The organism is Bacillus pacificus (assembly GCF_020861345.1).
GTDB lineage: Bacteria > Bacillota > Bacilli > Bacillales > Bacillaceae_G > Bacillus_A > Bacillus_A pacificus.
Window position 1 is genome coordinate 2,300,000 of record NZ_CP086328.1, and the last position, 18,885, is coordinate 2,318,884.

At 34.4% G+C, this 18,885-nt stretch carries 18 protein-coding genes and 2 pseudogenes; 13 read left to right on the forward strand and 7 right to left on the reverse strand.

Features of this window, described 5'->3' with window-relative positions:
- Positions 1-119: 119 nt before the first annotated feature.
- The gene (locus LMD38_RS12020) at positions 120-1,577 is read left to right on the forward strand and encodes an MFS transporter (protein WP_001186945.1); all 1,458 of its coding nucleotides are present in this window, start codon (positions 120-122) and stop codon (positions 1,575-1,577) included.
- Between the two features lie 56 nt (positions 1,578-1,633).
- On the opposite strand, the gene LMD38_RS12025 is transcribed toward LMD38_RS12020, so the two are convergent.
- Genes LMD38_RS12025 through LMD38_RS12035 form a run of 3 tightly spaced genes read right to left on the reverse strand, consistent with a single transcriptional unit; the run spans position 1,634 to position 4,807 of the window.
- Positions 1,634-2,743 carry a DUF4018 domain-containing protein gene (locus LMD38_RS12025; RefSeq protein WP_228920328.1) on the reverse strand — a complete coding sequence of 370 codons (1,110 nt, stop codon included), beginning with the start codon at positions 2,741-2,743 and terminating at the stop codon, positions 1,634-1,636.
- Positions 2,718-3,881, reverse strand: a complete 1,164-nt coding sequence (locus tag LMD38_RS12030; RefSeq protein WP_062821690.1) for a DUF58 domain-containing protein — start codon at positions 3,879-3,881, stop codon at positions 2,718-2,720. The genes LMD38_RS12025 and LMD38_RS12030 overlap by 26 nt, the downstream gene beginning before the upstream one ends.
- Positions 3,878-4,807 (reverse strand): AAA family ATPase, encoded by a 930-nt coding sequence (locus LMD38_RS12035; RefSeq protein ID WP_062821689.1) that lies wholly within the window; start codon positions 4,805-4,807, stop codon positions 3,878-3,880. Before LMD38_RS12035 ends, LMD38_RS12030 begins: the two co-directional genes overlap by 4 nt.
- A 206-nt stretch (positions 4,808-5,013) precedes the next feature.
- Here LMD38_RS12035 and LMD38_RS12040 point away from each other — a divergent pair, with 206 nt between their 5' ends.
- Together LMD38_RS12040 and LMD38_RS12045 are read left to right on the forward strand one after the other, a co-directional pair.
- Entirely contained in the window at positions 5,014-5,331 is a 318-nt protein-coding gene (locus LMD38_RS12040) for a PadR family transcriptional regulator (RefSeq protein ID WP_016717831.1), read from the forward strand.
- A gap of 7 nt (positions 5,332-5,338) precedes the next feature.
- Positions 5,339-5,861: pseudogene (locus tag LMD38_RS12045) on the forward strand (DUF2812 domain-containing protein).
- 112 nt (positions 5,862-5,973) lie between these two features.
- On the opposite strand, the gene LMD38_RS12050 reads toward LMD38_RS12045, so the two are convergent.
- Both LMD38_RS12050 and LMD38_RS12055 read right to left on the reverse strand, forming a co-directional pair.
- Positions 5,974-6,267 (reverse strand): hypothetical protein, encoded by a 294-nt coding sequence (locus tag LMD38_RS12050; protein ID WP_062821688.1) that lies wholly within the window; start codon positions 6,265-6,267, stop codon positions 5,974-5,976.
- Between the two features lie 147 nt (positions 6,268-6,414).
- On the reverse strand, positions 6,415-6,660 hold the full coding sequence (locus LMD38_RS12055) for a hypothetical protein (protein ID WP_000433609.1): 246 nt from the start codon (positions 6,658-6,660) through the stop codon (positions 6,415-6,417).
- Positions 6,661-6,943: 283 nt separating this feature from the next.
- Between LMD38_RS12055 and LMD38_RS12060 the strand changes: the two genes are divergently transcribed.
- From LMD38_RS12060 to LMD38_RS12090, 7 genes and pseudogenes are all read left to right on the forward strand, one after another.
- Positions 6,944-7,327 (forward strand): VOC family protein, encoded by a 384-nt coding sequence (locus LMD38_RS12060; RefSeq protein WP_000364494.1) that lies wholly within the window; start codon positions 6,944-6,946, stop codon positions 7,325-7,327.
- Positions 7,328-7,341: 14 nt separating this feature from the next.
- Positions 7,342-7,884, forward strand: coding sequence for a GNAT family N-acetyltransferase (locus LMD38_RS12065; protein WP_000506665.1), 543 nt, complete (start codon positions 7,342-7,344; stop codon positions 7,882-7,884).
- Positions 7,884-8,465, forward strand: a pseudogene (locus LMD38_RS12070) (kinase). Before LMD38_RS12065 ends, LMD38_RS12070 begins: the two are co-directional and overlap by 1 nt.
- A 162-nt stretch (positions 8,466-8,627) precedes the next feature.
- Positions 8,628-9,362 carry a LytR/AlgR family response regulator transcription factor gene (locus LMD38_RS12075; RefSeq protein ID WP_062821687.1) on the forward strand — a complete coding sequence of 245 codons (735 nt, stop codon included), beginning with the start codon at positions 8,628-8,630 and terminating at the stop codon, positions 9,360-9,362.
- Positions 9,362-10,678 carry a GHKL domain-containing protein gene (locus tag LMD38_RS12080; RefSeq protein ID WP_016717825.1) on the forward strand — a complete coding sequence of 439 codons (1,317 nt, stop codon included), beginning with the start codon at positions 9,362-9,364 and terminating at the stop codon, positions 10,676-10,678. The genes LMD38_RS12075 and LMD38_RS12080 overlap by 1 nt, the downstream gene beginning before the upstream one ends.
- Before the next feature lie 89 nt (positions 10,679-10,767).
- Complete coding sequence (locus tag LMD38_RS12085; protein ID WP_074568385.1) at positions 10,768-11,445, forward strand: YhfC family glutamic-type intramembrane protease; 678 nt, start codon at positions 10,768-10,770, stop codon at positions 11,443-11,445.
- 2 nt (positions 11,446-11,447) lie between these two features.
- Entirely contained in the window at positions 11,448-11,834 is a 387-nt protein-coding gene (locus tag LMD38_RS12090) for a DUF3887 domain-containing protein (protein WP_062821686.1), read from the forward strand.
- A 29-nt stretch (positions 11,835-11,863) separates the two neighbouring features.
- Here the strand turns inward: LMD38_RS12090 and LMD38_RS12095 are convergent, their stop codons facing one another.
- Both LMD38_RS12095 and LMD38_RS12100 read right to left on the reverse strand, forming a co-directional pair.
- Positions 11,864-12,079: a helix-turn-helix domain-containing protein gene (locus LMD38_RS12095; protein WP_062821685.1), complete on the reverse strand. Its 216-nt coding sequence runs from the start codon at positions 12,077-12,079 to the stop codon at positions 11,864-11,866.
- Positions 12,080-12,089: 10 nt separating this feature from the next.
- Positions 12,090-12,572, reverse strand: coding sequence for a DUF2975 domain-containing protein (locus LMD38_RS12100; protein WP_000809097.1), 483 nt, complete (start codon positions 12,570-12,572; stop codon positions 12,090-12,092).
- A gap of 267 nt (positions 12,573-12,839) precedes the next feature.
- Here LMD38_RS12100 and LMD38_RS12105 point away from each other — a divergent pair, with 267 nt between their 5' ends.
- The 3 genes from LMD38_RS12105 (at position 12,840) to LMD38_RS12115 (ending at position 18,598) form a co-directional block, all read left to right on the forward strand.
- Entirely contained in the window at positions 12,840-14,501 is a 1,662-nt protein-coding gene (locus LMD38_RS12105; protein WP_062821684.1) for an alkaline phosphatase, read from the forward strand.
- Between the two features lie 256 nt (positions 14,502-14,757).
- On the forward strand, positions 14,758-17,142 hold the full coding sequence (locus LMD38_RS12110) for an immune inhibitor A domain-containing protein (protein WP_016717821.1): 2,385 nt from the start codon (positions 14,758-14,760) through the stop codon (positions 17,140-17,142).
- Positions 17,143-17,566: 424 nt separating this feature from the next.
- Positions 17,567-18,598 (forward strand): Delta(5) desaturase DesA, encoded by a 1,032-nt coding sequence (locus tag LMD38_RS12115; RefSeq protein WP_016717820.1) that lies wholly within the window; start codon positions 17,567-17,569, stop codon positions 18,596-18,598.
- Positions 18,599-18,885: the final 287 nt, after the last annotated feature.

Below are 18,885 nucleotides of genomic sequence, written 5' to 3' on the forward strand. Positions count from 1 at the left end.
TGAAACAATAATAACAGATAAGGAGACGTTAATTTTCCTTAAGTGCTTCGAATTAATTTTATTCAATAAGAGAAGGTGTGCTTAAAGAAGTTAAATTAAATAAGGAGCTGTTTTATTATATGCAACAAAATAATGATTTAAATTTTGAACCTCAAGACGTTAATATTGTCAATCCTAAACAAGCCAGGAAAGCAGTAGTTGCTACTGGTATAGGGAATGCAATGGAGTGGTTTGACTTCGGATTATACGCGTATTTAGCGGTAATTTTAAGTCAATTATTCTTCTCAGGTGTTGATAATAGTGGATTGCAACTTGTACTTACATTCGGTACATTTGCAGCAGCCTTTCTCGTTCGACCAATCGGAGGTGTATTCTTTGGTAGAATAGGAGATAAGTACGGCCGAAAAATCGTGTTAAGTACTACTATTATTTTAATGGCACTTTCTACATTATTCATCGCATTACTACCAACCTATGAACAAATTGGTGTATGGGCACCAATACTACTTTTAGTTGCCCGAATGATTCAAGGCTTCTCTACAGGCGGCGAATATTCAGGAGCAATGGTTTATATCGCAGAATCTTCTCCAGATAAAAAGCGTGGTATACTCGGTAGTGGTCTTGAAATTGGAACACTCTCAGGTTACATTGCTGCATCGGTAATTGTTACCATTTTGACGTTATTGTTAACAGATGAACAAATGCTCAGCTGGGGCTGGCGTATTCCTTTCTTAATAGCTGCACCAATTGGTTTGGTCGGTTTATACTTACGCCGTCATTTAGATGAATCTCCCATCTTTGAAGAAATGGAAAAAGCACAAGAGGAATCTGAAGACAATGAACAATTTTCATTTATGGATATTATGAAATATCACAAAAAAGACTTCTTATTAAGCACAGTAATTGTCGCCTTCTTTAATATCACGAATTATATGATTCTTTCGTATATTCCTTCTTATCTAACTCAAGTACTTAAAGTCAAAGAAACAACTGGCTTATTAATTATTTCGATTACGATGGCACTTATGATTCCACTAGCACTATATTTCGGTAAATTAAGTGATAAAATTGGTAATAAACGCGTCGTGCAAATTGGCTTACTTGGTTTAACTGTATTTGCAATTCCAGCATTTTTACTAATAGGTAACGGACATATTGCCGCTATATTTGCAGGTATTTTTGTATTAGGTTTCTTCCTAAGTGTGTATGAAGGAACATTACCTTCATTATTACCATCACTCTTTTTCACCGATGTACGTTATCGAGCACTTTCGATCTCATTTAATATTTCTGTATCAATATTCGGTGGAACAACACCACTTGTATGTTCATACTTAGTTCATGCGACTGGTAACCCGCTCGCACCGGCATTTTATTTAACGGGTGTAAGTATTATTGGATTAGTTGTATTTAGTGTACTATTCGTTACAACATCAGGACGTGCGCTAAAAGGTTCATATCCTACAGTAGAAACGAAGAAAGAAGCACACCAAATCGCTAAAGAAGACCCTGAAGAAACGCTTTGGTGGCATGAAGAGTCATTAGAGATTGAAGCAGGAAAAAACGCCTCAATTTAAAAAGTAACGTAGAAGTATAAAAAGACTCCTATGAAAATAGGAGTCTTTTTGTTGTGTTATTTCTTTCTTTTTTTTAAACTCTTCTGATATGCATAGAGTTTATGGATTTCTTCTTTAAATTCATACAAAAGTACGGTGTTTTCTTCATTTGAATAACGCACTGTATTATAAGCATTAATAATAATATGACTCTGAATATTTACATCTTCTTCACTATTTATTCTATCTAACCATGCCTCAATAGTTTCTCCTCGATTTCTATTTAAAGGGGGAGTTAACTTACTCTCAAGCTTAAAAATTTCTTTTCGAATTTCGTTATGTGGCGGTTTGTTTCGTTTCAAACGTTTTTGGCTCATTCCTTCTTTATCAGTTATGATAGTAGATTCGAAGATAGGTATATTTGGTAGAATTAATTGTTTTCGCTTTTTAACTATTTTCCAAACAACGTAAATAGCAATGGCTACACAGGCTATTATGGTTATGCTATTTATAAGAGTTGGATCAAAATCAGGAGGTGTTTTTCCATCTTCAATTTGTGGTTTTAAGAGATGACCTTTACTCGCCCAAACTCCTTCAGTATCTTTCAATTCAGCTGCTATGAGAAACGGATTTATAATATAACCGCCCCCTAATGCGACTATTTCTATGATAAAACTAAAAATAACTCGAATAAAAGGAAAAACTTGAACAATTAATATACTCATTACACCAATTGTAATGATAGAAGCGAAACGTAATAACTGTTGATTACGATTTGCCCCAGTTAACCAAAATGTAATCATAATGTGTATAACTAATAGTAATAGCTTCCAAAGTGGTGGAAAAGGCGCATAAAATATAGCTGAAACACCAAACCAAACAATACCACCTAACGATTTTTGAACTGGATATCCTGGTCCAACTACATGCACGATAAAGAAGATAAGCGGTAACATAATTGTGCCAAATAGAGAGAAAGGGAGAAAGATAGAACAACCGATTATTTGAGTCATTAACAGTATGACAAATCCAGTCGTTTTTTTCTTCATTAATTTATGAATAAGAAATACGGCAATATAGCTCGTTGCTAAAAATATAGTAATAGCTATAAGTTCGTCCCTTTCTGTTAATAACGAAAGGAGGAGCAGCAGAATAAAGTCATTAACGTGATAGAGCCAAGTTTTCAAGCTTTTCCACCATCCCTTCGTTATTTATGAGAAACGTAGGTTGCGATAGAAGAGAGAGGTCATTCTTCTGCAAGCCAATGTAAATCATTGTAGACGATCGTTCTCCTTTTCTATTTGTATAATGGAGAAATCCTTGTTTTGGAATTAGTGTGCTATCGTCTGAAATACGTGCCAATTCCTCTAAAGCTTTTGCGTAATGTGTTTGTCCTTCATTTAATGGTAAGTGCAGAGGGCCACCTTCAGCTAATACACTAATAAATAATTCAAACGGTATTTGATGCTTCGTAGCATATTGACAAATGTATGTTGCAAATGAAATAAGGTCTTCTATATTATCTTTCCAACCAAACCCGCGATCAGCAGCTAATGAAAGACAAATTGTCCAACTATAATTTTTAACAGGTTCATATTGCTTTGCTTGTAATTCCTGCATTTTGGCAGATGCTTTCCAATGAATGGAACGGAAAGACTCACGTTCGTACCGTTTCACACCGATAATAGATGTTTCATCATTGTAAAAAGAAAAATTCGTTCGATAAGATCCATTTAAAAGTTGCTGAAGTTCTTGCAAACCTGCTACTTCTTTAGGTGATGGATACACAATAATTTCAGTTCTTAATTTATCAAATACAGGTAAATGTACAGATAATAAATGAAAAGGATCTTTCAAAACACATTCGAACTGTTCAATTTGAAACACGCCACGCTTCGTTGCGGTTAATGTTAAATCCCATTTTTGCATGGAATGAGCAGGTTGTGAAAAAGGAAAAGAGAATAACGTTTTCGATATTTGATCAATTCCTTGATCTTTATGCGGCAGTAGGGACGGGTCTAAATGAAAATAACAAACACCGTTAACGAGTGGTATGTTTGCTCCGTTTTTTAAATGAATAAAAAACTGTCCAGATTCATTAGGAAATAAACGAGTTGTTTGTTTCTCGTTTAGCACTTGAAACTGTTTTTCTATATATGCGACATATTTATAAATGAAAATCGCAAATAAATAGTAGAAGAAAAAGAAAAACATAATGATTCGTTGCGGCATAAAAAATGTAAATAGTATCGCGCCTGGAACAGATAGTTGAATAATATGAAGTTGAAAAAATACAGGTACAGTTACAACGCGCTGTCCATTCATGTTTGCTCAATCTCCACTGGTACGTCAACCTCTTTTAAAATCTTTTGCATCATTTCATTTTTTGTCGTACGTAATGCGCCTTCCATTGATAAGACGATACGGTGATTCCAAACAGAAGGAACTAACAATTGTATATCTTCTGGTGTGCAATATTCTCTCCCGCGTAAAAAGGCTAGCGCTTGAACAGCACGTACTAAAGCTAGTGTGGCACGTGGACTTACACCGTTAGCGATATAATCATGATTTCTTGTAGCATGAGCAAGTTTAATAATGTAATGTTCTAACGGTTCGGATACGAAAATCTCTTTTACTCGTTTCTGTGCATCTAAAATATCATCTAAAGTAATAACAGATGTGACACTTTCTAGTGGTGCATCGTTACGGAAACGTCGCATCATTTGTAGTTCATCTTCAGGATTCGGATAACCTATAGAAATTGTCATTAAAAAGCGATCGAGCTGTGCATCTGGAAGAGGGAACGTTCCTTGTGATTCAATTGGATTTTGCGTCGCAATAACAAAGAACGGTTTTGGAAGAGAAGTTGACTGCTTTTCAAGCGTCACTTGTCGTTCTTCCATCGCTTCTAATAAACTAGACTGTGTTCTCGGCATTGCGCGGTTAATTTCATCTGCCAGTAGAATGTTCGCCACGACTGGTCCAAGTCTTAACTCGAATTCGCTCGTTTTCGGATTGAAGTATTCAATACCTGTCACATCACTCGGAAGTACATCCGGTGTAAATTGAACGCGAGAAAAATTACCACCAATACTTTTGGAAAGGGTTTTCGCAAGTAACGTTTTCCCAGTACCAGGTACATCCTCAAGAAGTACATGACCGTCAGCAAGCAAGGAAACGATTAATAGATCGATAACATTTTCTTTACCTACAAAAACTGATCCTATATTTTCCTTCAATTTATTTATCATATGTATCATTCCTTTCAAAATATAAACGGATATTTCTATATTTTAACAAATTATTCAGAAAATTTATATGGTTTTTCAATTCAAAGAAATAAATATTCAGTTATTAAATTAAACTCTTGCATATTTTGGAATATGAATATATAATATCGGTATACGATGTATCGCGAGCCGATATATCATGAGACGATGTATCGGAGGTGGTTATAATGAATACGAAAGCGAGAAAATATATTCCGTTAACTGAGGCGACATATTACATACTGTTATCACTAGTGAAACCAATGCACGGTTATGGAATTATGCAAATGGTAGAAGAGATGACAAATGGAGAAGTAAAGCTCGGTCCTGGAACTTTATACGGGAATACGACGAAGTTACTAAAAGAGAAGTTAATAGTTGAAGTGGCTTCTACAGATAGAAAGAAGTGCTATGAGTTAACGCCGTTTGGGAGAGAAGTGTTGGAGCTAGAGTACAACAGATTACAGCGTTCGGTTAAAAATGGGAATAGTATATTAGGGGAGTGATTGGAAGATGGAGACAAAAAGGGTATTTAAATTTTACGCAGGATGGAGTTTAGAAAAAGAGGAAGCCTTTTTAAGAAAAATGCATCAACAAGGCTGGGCACTACAAAGGTATAATATGATGTATACGTTTAAGAAAACTGAGCCGAAAGATGTAATTTATAAAGCAGATTTTAGGTTGGATTATAAAGATTCAAAAGAAAAAAGAATATATTGATATATATGAAATGTGTGGATGGAAACATGTAACGAGTTTTGCGAAATGGAATTATTTTTGCAAAGAGGTAGAAGAGGAAAATGAGTTGCCTGATATATATTCAGATAAGGAAACGAAGATACAAAAACTTACTGAGTTGTTACAAGTCATTGCAATTATGTTTGCAACATTAATTCCAGCACTTTACTTATGTCTTTTTGGAGTATCAGAATCTGGATTATATAAAGGTATGGTAGGTTTTTTTGGTTGTTTATATTTGTATATACTTATTAATTTATATTGGAAGATTAATAAAATGAAAAAGGAAATATTGTAACAAAGGTTGCGACTATTAAAAGGGGAGGATTGGATTGTATAGAATCAGCTCCTTTAATTTTTATATATGTTTATTTTGTTCGATCTTTTTTACATAATAAAAGACTTCCTTTTTAATTCATAGAACTAACAGTTACAAAGATAATCCCAGTAATGATACCTAAAAAAATCATAAATGAAGAAGTAATTAATAATAACGAACTAGTAATTAATATCACTTTATTAGATTTTTGTTTTTTATAAATGAAATAAAGTAAAAGACCACAAACAGTAGAAAGTATCCATGTAGCTAAACCGTAAGAAGTCGAGATTTTCTTCCAGTCGAAAATCCAAAAGTAAAAGATGACTATGTGACAAGTTAATAGTAGAAATGTTGATGGAAACATTATCTTTTTATTTAAAATCATTTGTTTTACCTCCCTTATGTAAATATTACCAAAAAAGTGTAGAGTTTAATATATATAATAAGGAAGAAATACATTTTTAATTAACGTATTAAACGAAAAAATCCCTTATAGAAAAATCTATTTCTACAAGGGATAATCATGTTTTTATTAGAAAGACTGATTTTGTGCAGGTTTAATAAATTGTTCAGGATTTTCAACAAGTCCGCATACAGCACATTGGACACGGTAAGTAGGTCCTTGATAGGCCATATGAAAAGCATTCATCGTTTCATTTGTGTATTCCTCTTCTACTTGACCAGTTTGTGGATTTAACTTAACGGGTTTTACTTGTTGCTCAAGAATATTAAAGCGCGTGCGGTTCGTTTTACAACTTGGACATAGCATTGGTTCCATATGTATACACCTCCATTTGTAGCATTTCTTAAACTCATTAATTTTATGCAAACAAAAAAACTTTCTCAATATAAATAGGTGTTTAATGTATTTAAAATTCAGAAAAAATAAAATATAATAAGAGTACGAACTGGTTATGTCCAAACCAAATCTCCTGTTTTATGCCAATAAGCTGGGGGGCCGAGAAATCGGCCTCATTTTTTTGTGCTCGCTACTATAGGAAACAAGGTTTTTATGAGACTTTTGTCGAAATTTTAGGGATGGATATAAAGGGGGATTAATAATGGATTTGAAGATGAAGTACATCATTTTATATGTAGAAAAGTTTGAGGAATGTTTAAAATTCTATAAAGATATTTTACAGTTGCCTATAAAAGCAGAGCACGGTACATATATTGAATTTAATACGGGATCTACAATATTAGCAATGAATACGCGGCAAGACGTGAAAGAATTAACAGGATTACCACTTACAGAAGGCGAGTTACAATCTTCTCATTTTGAATTAGGATTCGTTGTTGAAAATGTAGAAAAAATGATTGAGCAATTTAGAGAACAAGGTATTACGATTTTAGTTGAACCAATTGTAAAGCCGTGGGGACAAACAATTGCATACATTGCTGATCCAGATGGGAATTATATCGAAATTTGCAGTTCATTAGAATAGAAGGAGAAAAAGAGATGGGGTTTCCGAAACTAGAAACAGAACGTTTACAATTAAGAGAATTAACGCTGTTAGATGCAGAAACGATGTTCCGTTATTTTTCAAAAGAATCTGTTATACGTTATTTCGGAATGGATTCTTTCGAAAATATTGAGCAAGCGAAAACAACGATTCAAACGTTTAAAAATCGTTATGAAGAGGGAAGTGTATTTCGCTGGGGAATAGAGAAAAAGGGGACGGGCCAATTAATCGGAACGTGTGGTTTTCATTTAATTAACCATCATCATAAGCGAGCTGAAATTGGTTATGAATTAGACGATACATATTGGGGACAAGGATACGCATCGGAAGCGTTACAGGCGATTTTAGCTTACGGGTTTGAAAAGTTGCAACTTATAAGAATTGCTGCTGTTGTATATGTAGAAAATAAAGCTTCTCAAAAATTATTAAATAAAGCAGGATTTCAAGAAGAAGGATTACTTCGAAAACATATGATTCAAAATGGAGTTGCGCATGATACGATTTTATATTCTTTATTAAAAGAAGAGTGGAAGAAATAATGAGTACAAACGAACTTATAACTATTATGAAGAAGCATAGGGAAAATAGATTCATTTTAGGTATAGATGGTTTAAGTCGTTCAGGAAAAACAACATTTGTTGCAAATTTAAAGGAAAATATGAAACAGGAAAGCATTCCGTTTCATATTTTTCATATTGATGATCATATAGTGGAGCGTAATAAACGCTACGATACCGGATTTGAAGAATGGTATGAGTATTATTATTTGTAATGGGATATTGAGTGGCTTCGGCAGAAATTTTTTCGAAAGTTACAAAATGAAACGAGACTGAAATTACCGTTCTATCATGATGAGGTAGACTTATGTGAAATGAAAAAAGTACAGATCCCCATAGTAGGTGTCATAGTAATTGAAGGTGTTTTTCTACAGCGAAAAGAATGGAGAGATTTTTTTCACTATATGGTGTACTTGGATTGTCCAAGAGAGACACGGTTTCTACGGGAGAGTCCGGAAACGCAGAAGAACTTTTCAAAGTTTAAGAATAGGTATTGGAAAGCAGAGGATTATTACTTAGAAACGGAATTGCCGAAGGATCGGGCGGATGTAGTCATAAAGTGATTTGAAGAAAACCTCAACTTTTTGTTTGAAAAGTTGAGGTTTCTCTATGTAATAGCAGATTAATTATTTCAATTAATGAGAAGGAGAATATTATTATAATTTGAATTATATATTTATAGATAAATCTACAGATGAAAAGATTTCAATAAAGCGAGTGATCACATGAGTATTTTCATTTTAGAAGACGATGTCATACAAGCACAGCAAATGAAGCGGCTAGTTGAAGAGATTTGCGAGAAATATATGTTGCCTTTTGATTTTATTGAGGTAACTAGTAAAAGTGAAAACATCATTACTAACATTGCTAAGGCGAAGTATGTCCCAATCTATTTTTTAGATATAGAGATTAAAAGGGAAGAGCGTAAAGGGTTACAAGTAGCACAAGAGATACGAAAGTATGATACGCAAGGAATTATTGTTTTTGTAACGACGCATTCTGAATTTGCACCTATTTCATATCAATACATGGTATCAGCTTTAACTTTTATTGATAAAGGGTTGCCATACGAGGAGAGATATAAAGTTTTTGAACAATGTTTACTACAATATGAAGCAAGAAATAAGCATATTATTCCGTCGGATGACTTTATCGTTGAAAATAGTAATGCCACTGTGCGGGTTCCTTTTCATGAAGTTGAATATGTTATGACTGATGAACCGCACCGGTTAGCATTAGTGACGTTGGATCGTATCGTTTATTTTTATGGAGCATTAAAGGAGATAGAAATAATAGATGAACGTTTATTTCGTTGTCATCAATCATATATCGTGAATACGAAGCAAATGTCTTCTTACGATGCGAAGCAAAAAATGATAGTTTTAAAAAGCGGGAAACGTATTCCGGTATCACGTCGTTTAGTGAGTAAAGTACGTAACATGTTAAAGGGTGAGATGTAATGTATATTTATGATTTATTTGCAATACTGCTTACTAGTATGTGTCATACGTTTTTATACATACAATTAATCCGGTACAACAGATTGTCAGTTAGAATGTTAATAGCTTTAAGTGCGGTATTCATTATTTTACTTGCTATTGTCGTAACAGTAACGAGATATCCAGAATTGAATAGTACGATTGTGTTATTTTTAATAAGTTTAGGACTAATGCAAAATGAACTAAAACTTAAGCATAACGTATATTTTGCACTAGTGAGCATGGTGATTATAACGTTAGTAAAAATGTTGCTTTTGGATTTAGGAATGAAACTCTTTATGTTAACGCCATTTAATTTATATTTATGGACAGGAAGTGTGATTCATCTTACCGTAACGACACTTACTTTTATCGGTATTCTATTAGCGCGTAAAAGAATTCAAAAAATTGCTCAATATATAGTAAGTAGTCCGTTATATTATATAACTTACATATTATTAATTGTCGGGTTTATTATTGAACTAATTTTAACTCAACCGTCAACTGAGTTTTTAGCAAAAATAAATCAACAATACAGTGAAGTAAGTTATAATTCAGCGATTATTATTTTTTTATTATTACTAATCATTGTACTAATAAGCTCACATTTATCGAAAGAAAAGTTACGAGAAGAGCATGAAAAACGTTTAGATAAAGAGTTATTAGATTATGTGGAGAAATTAGAGAATATGCATGATGAGCTTGCTAGTTTCCGTCATGATTATATGAATGTATTACTATCGTTAGAAGAGGGAATACGTACAAAAAATGTGAAAGAAATTGAGCAAGTGTACTACGATGTTATTGCTCCCACATTAAAAACAATAAATGATCATGAACTTGATATCGCAAAATTATCTCGCATACATATTCCTGAAGTAAGGAGTGTATTAAGAGCGAAAGTCGGTACTGCCCAGCAGCAACAAATAAAAGTAATGCTTGATATACCAGAGAACATTGAAAGTGTTTCGATGGCGATTATTTCATTTATTCGCATCATTTCAGTTTTAGTAGACAATGCAATTGAAGAAGCAGTACAAAGTGAGGAGAAGATATTGCAAATCGCATTCTTTAAAATGGATTCACGACAATATTTCATCGTGCGTAATAGTTCAAAGAGTGAAGGGATTGATTTGCAAAAAATTTATGAAAAAAACCATTCAAGTAAAGAAGGGACTAGAGGATACGGACTATTCTCATTAAAACGTATCATGAATAAAACAAATAATGCGACGTTAGAAACAACTTATGTAAGTCCCTATTTCACGCAAACATTTATATTAAAAGAGATGAAATAACCATCTATGATGAAAATGAAACCGAATAGGAAATAACTACATACTTTCTTCACTCATTTTTATACACTTCAAGTAAGAGGTGAAGCGAGATGAATGGTCTTATTTTTACAGCAATGATTAGCTTTGGTTTACCGCTTATTGCACTTTTATATGCTTTTTGGAAGAAACGCTATATTCCATATATGTTAGGGGTATTGGCTTTTGTTGTATCACAAATATTGATTCGTATACCAATACTGAATTATGTAAATGGAACTAGCACAGATTTTCAAATGTTTTCTGTTATGCAGCCTGTCCTATTTGCGCTTTTGCTTAGTTTATCAGCTGGAATTTTTGAAGAGGTAGCTCGTTTTATCGCCATGCGCTATTTTATGAAACAACGAGATTGGCAGTCTGGTTTTTTATTTGGGGCAGGACATGGTGGTATTGAGGCAGTGTTAATAGTTGGCATCCCAGTAATATCCCTATTATTTTCACAAACAGTCATTCAAAATGGTGACAGTTACTATTTCGGCGGCATTGAGCGTATTTTTGCGATGGTATTACATGTTGGGCTTTCCTTCATTGTATTACAAGCTGTCGTCCAAAAAAAATTTCGTTATGTTGTATATGCAATTCTCATCCATGGGGCTGCAAATGCAATAGCGGGCATTATATCACTTTATGTACCAGGAAAAAGCGGGATCATTATATCAGAAATTTCAATAGCAATTTGTGCGTTACTCGTTTTTAGTTATAGTTTCATTTTAAAAAGAAAGGGTGTATGAAAATGAGAAGAATGTTACTTATTATTATAAGTGCTATCGCGGCGTTCGCGCTCGCAGCATGTACCGGTAATAAAGTAGATGAAAGTACGTCAAAAAAGTTTATTCCAAAGGCGGAAGAAATTGTATCATTATTAAATGAAGCAAAGTATAAAGACGTGCGTGAAAAATTTGATAGTAAAATGAAAGATGCATTGTCAGAAGAAAAGATGAAAGATCTTACACCTATAATAGAGAAAGCTGGTACATTCGAAAAAATTGAAAAACAATCGATTGAAGAAAAAGATGGCTTATATACTGTTATTCTTGTAGCAAAATATAGTAAAGAACAACGGACATTCATTATAACTTATAATGATAAAGAAGAAATAGCAGGTTTAGTTATTAAATAAAAAGAGTCCTTCTCGTATGAAGGACTCTTTTATTTGGTATCTTCAGGGCGATATTCTAAAATATCCCCAGGTTGGCATTCTAATGCTTTACAAATGGCTTCTAAAGTTGAAAACCGAACTGCTTTTGCTTTTCCGTTTTTCAAGATCGAAAGGTTAGCCATTGTAATTCCAACCTTCTCCGAAAGCTCTGTTACACTCATTTTTCTTTTCGCTAACATTACATCAATATTAATAATAATTGCCATATTATTCACCTCAGACCGTTAAATCATTTTCTGATTTTATATCTATCGCATCTTTTAATAGTCTTTGGAGAACGGCAGCAAAGACCGCGATTACCATTGAAGCAAAAATCATAATCATTCCAATAATAATAATGCCAGGGGCGTCATCTCTCTCTGCCACAAGATAGAAAAGTGGCATACCTAATACATATAATACACTAATTGCTAGTGCGCTGTACTTAATATTTTTTAAGGCTTTAACAGATAGTTCTGAGAATGCATTGTTCTTATCAATATAGTTTAAAAGCTTAAATGTTTGGTACAAAGCAAAATAATAAGGTATTGCTGTTGCGTATAAGTTGATAAATACAAGATATTTAATATATGCAATATCAGGATATAGTTCAGCAGCGAAGTTTCCTATTTTAGGAACTAAAAAAATGCACATAGCAAGAACAGGGATACCCATTAGAATCACAGCTGTCTTTAGGAAGAGTGTTGATCCTTGTTTCATAAAAAGCACCTCATTTATTTAATATCTTATTAATTTACCACGAAATTTATTGTTAAACAATAAATTTTTATTTAATTCGATTGGGGATTTATTGTTTAACAAGTTAATAATGAAAAATCTTCTTTATAAGATAGATGAACTATACCGAGATGTAATGAATAAGAAAGTTACTATTGTTAGCTTTAGAAAAATTGGGAACTAATAAAACATATGTAGGCAGTCAGAATTTTGTATGTAAATGAATGTGAAACTAATGGAGGCGCAATCATGTTTGTATTGGGTTTAAAGATGAAGAAGTTACTGTTAGTAGGAACGATCACACTAAGTATGTTATGTACTGAAAGTATGATGGATGATCATACGGTGGAAGCGAAAGTGAAAAAAGTAGAACGTCAACCGAAAAATGTAATCATAATGGTTATGGACGGAACGAGTTCTTCAGCAACTACATTAGCTCGCTTGTATAAAGGGAAACCACTTGCATTAGATGAAATTGTAACAGGAGGAGTTCGTACATATTCGGCGGAATCAGCTATAACAGACTCAGCTCCAGCAGCTACAGCTTTAGCGACGGGGAATAAATCGAATTCTGGATATGTAGGGGTATTACCTACTATTGTGAGTTCACCTGGCTTAAAATCAATAAAAGAAGAGGATAAGTTACGTCCAGTTGCCAATGTTTTAGAAGGTGCGAAACGTACTGGTCGCGCAACTGGAATTGTTGCTACAGCTGAAATTCAGCATGCTACTCCCGCTGGATTCTCTGCTCACCATGTAAACCGCAAGCATTTTGACGTAATTGCGGAGCAACAAGTGTATCAAAATATAGATGTCGTATTAGGCGGGGGAAAAGCGGCACTGCTACCTATAAAAAGAAAAGATGGTGAAGATTTAGTAAAGGTGATTCAAAACAAAGAATACGACTTTGTTGAAACGAAAAATGAATTATTGAACTCTAAATCTAATAAAATTTGGGGCTCTTTCTCACATAATGCCTTAGCGTTTGATATGGATCGTGAAGCAACAAATCCGGAGCAACCAACACTTTCGCAAATGACGGAAAAAGCAATTCAAACGTTATCAAAAGATAAAGATGGGTTCTTTTTATTTGTGGAAGGAAGTAAGCCAGATTGGGCTGCACATGTGAATGATCCAATTGGGATGATTAGTGATGTATTGGCATTTGATAATGCAGTTGCAGAAGCATTAAGATTTGCAAAAAAAGATGGTAATACGATGCTAATAGCCGTAGCGGACCATGGTAACAGCGGTATTTCTATTGGCAATATGAATACGACAAAAGGTTATAATACTACGCCGGTCTCTACATATATTGATCCGTTGAAAAAAGCGAAAATGACACTTGAAGGGACTATCAATAATTTGAAATCTGATATATCCAATGTAGAAGAGGTAGCTAAATTATACGGGTTGGACAATTTAACTTATGATGAAAAAGAAAGGTTAAAAGTGGTTAAAAAGAAAATAGATGTAGGTCCAATTTTCACTACATTATTGGCTAACCGTGCGAACATAGGCTTCACAACAGGAGGGCATACTGGTGAGGATGTATTTTTATATTCATACGGTCCTCAAAAGCCAGTTGGTTTGATTCAAAACACGGACGTTGCAAAGACAATGGCGAAAGCGATGGGCTTTAATTTAGAAGAAGTAACAAACAAATTATTTGTAGAGAGTGAATTAGCCTTTAAGCAGAATGGTGCAACTGTAACAGTAGATAATACTGATGCAGTAAATCCTGTGCTCATAGTAAAACGTAATAATGTAACAGCTCAATTATTTGTTAACAAAAATATAATTCGTATTAAGAATAAAGATTATGAATTAGGAAGTGTTGTTGTAGAAAGCAATGGTAAATTCTATGTACCAGAAGAAGCAAGTCGTTTATTCATAAAGCATTCTCGTTAAAAAAACGCCAATTCCTTAGCTACTACTTAGGAATTGGCATTTTTGTGTAGATGAGATTTCACTTGAAAAAAGAGGAAAGAGAACCACAAATTCTAGAGTGAACTTCCTGTAAATTCACCTATTTATGTTTTTCATCCTAGAAAAAATATTTCTCAACATTTTAGTACTTTAAAAAGATTGAATATTCGTATTATAACGAATATTATATTGCTATCGGCAAAAATCGATAATTTGCAGACACTGGGGAGGAAATACATTGAAAAAGAAAAAGAAATTAAAACCTTTAGCGGTATTAACAACAGCAGCAGTGCTAAGTAGTACGTTTGCTTTTGGAAGTCATGCAGCGTATGCTGATACGCCACCATCTCTACCAATTGATGAACATTTAATACCAGAGGAACGCTTGGCAGAAGCGCTGAAGCAACGGGGAGTAATCGATCAATCTGCATCACAAGTTGAGACATCAAAGGCTGTCGAAAAATATGTTGAGAAAAAGAAAGGGGAAAACCCTGGAAAAGAAATCTTGACAGGAGATAATCTTACGCAAGAAGCTTCAGATTTTATGAAAAAAGTAAAAGATGCAAAAATGAAGGAAAATGAACAGGCGCAGCAACCCGAAGTAGGATCAGTAGCTGGGCAAGGTCTAGGATTGAACCCAGGAAAATTAAATGGAAAAGTACCGACTACACCAGCGAAGCAAGCTGAGTACAATGGGGCTGTTCGAAAAGATAAAGTACTTGTATTACTCGTAGAATTTAGCGATTTTAAGCATAATAATATTGATCAAGAACCGGGTTATATGTATTCTAAGGACTTTAATCGTGAACATTATCAAAAAATGCTATTTGGTGATGAGCCATTTACGTTATTTGATGGATCGAAGATTAATACATTTAAACAATATTATGAAGAACAATCTGGCGGAAGCTACACAGTTGATGGAACTGTAACGGAATGGCTTACTGTTCCAGGAAAAGCGTCAGATTACGGTGCTGATGCGGGAACTGGCCATGATAACAAGGGACCTTTAGGACCAAAAGATCTTGTGAAAGAAGCATTAAAAGCAGCGGTAGCAAAAGGTATCAATTTAGCAGATTATGACCAATTTGATCAATACGATCAAGATGGTGATGGAAATAAAAATGAGCCAGATGGAATTATTGATCATTTAATGGTAGTACATGCAGGCGTGGGTCAAGAAGCTGGCGGTGGTAAATTGAAAGATGATGCAATTTGGTCTCATCGTTCAAAACTAGGGTCGAAGCCATATGCGATTGATGGTACAAAATCTTCTGTTTCGAACTGGGGCGGAAAGATGGCTGCATACGATTATACAATCGAGCCTGAAGACGGAGCGGTTGGTGTGTTTGCACATGAGTATGGTCATGATTTAGGCTTACCAGATGAATATGATACAAAGTATTCAGGACAAGGTGAACCAGTTGAATCATGGTCTATAATGAGCGGCGGTAGCTGGGCAGGAAAAATTGCAGGTACAGAGCCAACAAGTTTCTCACCGCAAAATAAAGAGTTTTTCCAAAAAAATATGAAGGGGAACTGGGCGAATATTGTTGAGGTAGATTATGATAAACTTCGTACGGGAATCGGTACTGCAACATATTTAGATCAAAGTGTGACAAAATCAAAACGACCAGGAATCATTCGTGTTAACTTGCCAGACAAAGATATAAAAAATATTGAGTCAGCATTTGGTAAGAAGTTTTATTACAGCACGAAAGGAAATGACATTCATACAACACTTGAGACACCAGTATTTGACTTAACGACTGCAACGGATGCTAAGTTTGATTATAAGGCATTTTATGAACTGGAAGCGAAGTATGATTTCCTTGACGTATATGCGATTGCAGAAGATGGAACGAAGACACGCATTGATCGAATGGGTGAAAAAGATGTAAAAGGTGGTATAGATACAACGGATGGTAAGTGGGTTGATAAATCATATGATTTAAATCAATTCAAAGGAAAGAAAGTAAAACTGCAATTTGAGTATGTAACAGATATTGCAGTAGCATATAAAGGATTTGCGTTAGACAATGCAGCATTAACTGTAGATGGAAAAGTTGTTTTCTCTGATGACGCAGAAGGCCAGCCAGCAATGACATTAAAAGGATTTACTGTGTCTAACGGATTTGAACAGAAAAAACATAACTACTATATCGAGTGGCGTAATTACGCTGGGTCTGATACTGCATTACAATATGCACGTGGTCCAGTATTTAATACAGGAATGGTTGTATGGTATGCGGATCAAAGCTTTACAGATAACTGGGTAGGCGTTCATCCAGGTGAAGGGTTCCTTGGAGTAGTAGATTCTCATCCAGAGGCAATCGTAGGAACATTAAACGGACAACCTACTGTGAAGAGCAGTACACGTTATCAAATTGCCGATGCGGCATTCTCATTTGATCAAACGCCAGCATGGAAAGTAAATTCACCAACTCGCGGTATCTTTGACTATAAAGGATTACCAGGAGTTGCAAAATTTGATGATTCTAAGCAATACATCAACAGCGTTATTCCAGATGCGGGACGTAAGTTACCTAAACTAGGATTGAAGTTTGAAGTAGTAGGTCAAGCTGAAGACAAGTCTGCAGGTGCAGTTTGGATCCATCGATAAAATAAAAGGAAATGAAGAGGAGCTGCCATAAGCCGGTGAAACTGACTTATGGCAGCTCTTTTCTGCTTGTGAAAAAGTTTGTAGAAGTTCATTTTATAAATGAAATGCTCCATTTGTCCAATTATAGCGCTATTTGGGGAGTAAGTAATTTGTAAGTATTGAGTAAGAAAAAAGAGATTTTTATAGTATATAATATTTATCCCGCATTAACGGGCAGTAAGCCCCCCACCTCAAAATTCAGCGGAAGCAAAGAAGTTAGGTGGGGGATCAACTGCCCGTAAAAGCCCGATTGGTTCAACTAATAATCAGTGGGGGATGCCCCCCCACTGATTAAAGTTTCACTTTATTACATCTACTTTTAACACCTGATACTAATAGTATGCTATAATGTGAATTAGCAACAAAAAGGAAAGGAATTAGAAAAATGACATTAGAAAATACTAAAAATTTAAAAAAACAAGTTGCTCCGTATGAAAAATCAACGATTAAAAAAAGTGTGTGGCAGCTTATTAACACAGTCGTGCCATTTGTTATTTTATGGTACCTCGCTTATAAAAGTTTGTCTGTTTCTTATCTGTTAGCATTAGTTCCATCTTTGTTAGCTGCTGGTTTTATGACGCGAATTTTCATAATTTTTCATGATTGTACCCATTATTCATTCTTTAAAAGTCGAACTGCTAATAGAATAGTAGGGACATGTATGGGTGTGTTAACGTTATTCCCATTTGATCAATGGGGGCATGAGCATGCGATTCATCATGCTACAAGTGGTAATTTAGATAAGCGAGGTACAGGAGATATTTGGACGCTTACAGTCGATGAATATGTAGCTGCACCATTTAGACTTCGTTTAGCATATCGTTTATATCGCAATCCATTCGTTATGTTTGGATTAGGTCCGATTTATGTTTTCTTGCTTAAAAATAGATTTAACCGAAAAGGTGCAAGACAGAAAGAACGTATGAATACGTATTTGACGAATATTATTATCGTTGCTGTAGTAGCAATACTTTGCTGGGCAATAGGGTGGCAATCGTTTCTGTTCGTACACGGTACGATATTCTTAATAGCAGGTTCAGTAGGGATTTGGCTGTTTTACGTACAGCACACTTTTGAGGATTCTTATTTTGAAGAGGATAAAGATTGGGAATATGTAAAAGCGGCAGTAGAAGGAAGTTCATTTTATAAACTTCCAAAAATCTTGCAATTCTTAACTGGTAATATTGGATTCCATCATGTTCACCATTTAAGCCCAAGAGTACCTAATTATAAGCTAGAAGAGGCACACAATAATACGCTTCCGTTAAAAAATGTACCAACAATTACACTTGCTACAAGCTTACAATCACTACGTTTCCGTCTTTGGGATGAGAAAAGTAACAATTTTGTTAGCTTTAAAGATGTAAAAAATATAATTAAAAATAATGTTTCTGTTCGGGTGAAATCGGAACTATAATTTCAGCGTATATAAAACTCCCCTTAATCATTTTCAATTTAAGGGGAGTTTTTGTTATATATAACGGATATTGAGGACGTGGAATACTCATATGTAGGTATAAATTCAAGGATACGGTAATCATATTATGTAAATAAGGTAAAACATCATTATTTTTTATTATTGTGAAGGATATCATACATATATAATGGAAAGCAGAAGGTAGAGGAGAGTAATGATAAGAACAGAAACAACGTAATAAAATAATTCTTTCAAAAGGAAGGGACAGGAAAGATGTTGAAATTACA

Bases quoted from the DNA above. Each gene is read 5' to 3' on its own strand.
- LMD38_RS12035 (WP_062821689.1), bottom strand. From the start codon at position 4,807: ATGATAAATAAATTGAAGGAAAATATAGGATCAGTTTTTGTAGGTAAA.
- LMD38_RS12100 (WP_000809097.1), bottom strand. From the start codon at position 12,572: ATGAAACAAGGATCAACACTCTTCCTAAAGACAGCTGTGATTCTAATG.
- LMD38_RS12085 (WP_074568385.1), top strand. From the start codon at position 10,768: ATGAATGGTCTTATTTTTACAGCAATGATTAGCTTTGGTTTACCGCTT.
- LMD38_RS12060 (WP_000364494.1), top strand. From the start codon at position 6,944: ATGGATTTGAAGATGAAGTACATCATTTTATATGTAGAAAAGTTTGAG.
- LMD38_RS12055 (WP_000433609.1), bottom strand. From the start codon at position 6,660: ATGGAACCAATGCTATGTCCAAGTTGTAAAACGAACCGCACGCGCTTT.
- LMD38_RS12050 (WP_062821688.1), bottom strand. From the start codon at position 6,267: ATGATTTTAAATAAAAAGATAATGTTTCCATCAACATTTCTACTATTA.
- LMD38_RS12080 (WP_016717825.1), top strand. From the start codon at position 9,362: ATGTATATTTATGATTTATTTGCAATACTGCTTACTAGTATGTGTCAT.
- LMD38_RS12075 (WP_062821687.1), top strand. From the start codon at position 8,628: ATGAGTATTTTCATTTTAGAAGACGATGTCATACAAGCACAGCAAATG.
- LMD38_RS12095 (WP_062821685.1), bottom strand. From the start codon at position 12,079: ATGGCAATTATTATTAATATTGATGTAATGTTAGCGAAAAGAAAAATG.
- LMD38_RS12040 (WP_016717831.1), top strand. From the start codon at position 5,014: ATGAATACGAAAGCGAGAAAATATATTCCGTTAACTGAGGCGACATAT.
- LMD38_RS12115 (WP_016717820.1), top strand. From the start codon at position 17,567: ATGACATTAGAAAATACTAAAAATTTAAAAAAACAAGTTGCTCCGTAT.
- LMD38_RS12020 (WP_001186945.1), top strand. From the start codon at position 120: ATGCAACAAAATAATGATTTAAATTTTGAACCTCAAGACGTTAATATT.
- LMD38_RS12105 (WP_062821684.1), top strand. From the start codon at position 12,840: ATGTTTGTATTGGGTTTAAAGATGAAGAAGTTACTGTTAGTAGGAACG.
- LMD38_RS12090 (WP_062821686.1), top strand. From the start codon at position 11,448: ATGAGAAGAATGTTACTTATTATTATAAGTGCTATCGCGGCGTTCGCG.
- LMD38_RS12065 (WP_000506665.1), top strand. From the start codon at position 7,342: ATGGGGTTTCCGAAACTAGAAACAGAACGTTTACAATTAAGAGAATTA.
- LMD38_RS12030 (WP_062821690.1), bottom strand. From the start codon at position 3,881: ATGAATGGACAGCGCGTTGTAACTGTACCTGTATTTTTTCAACTTCAT.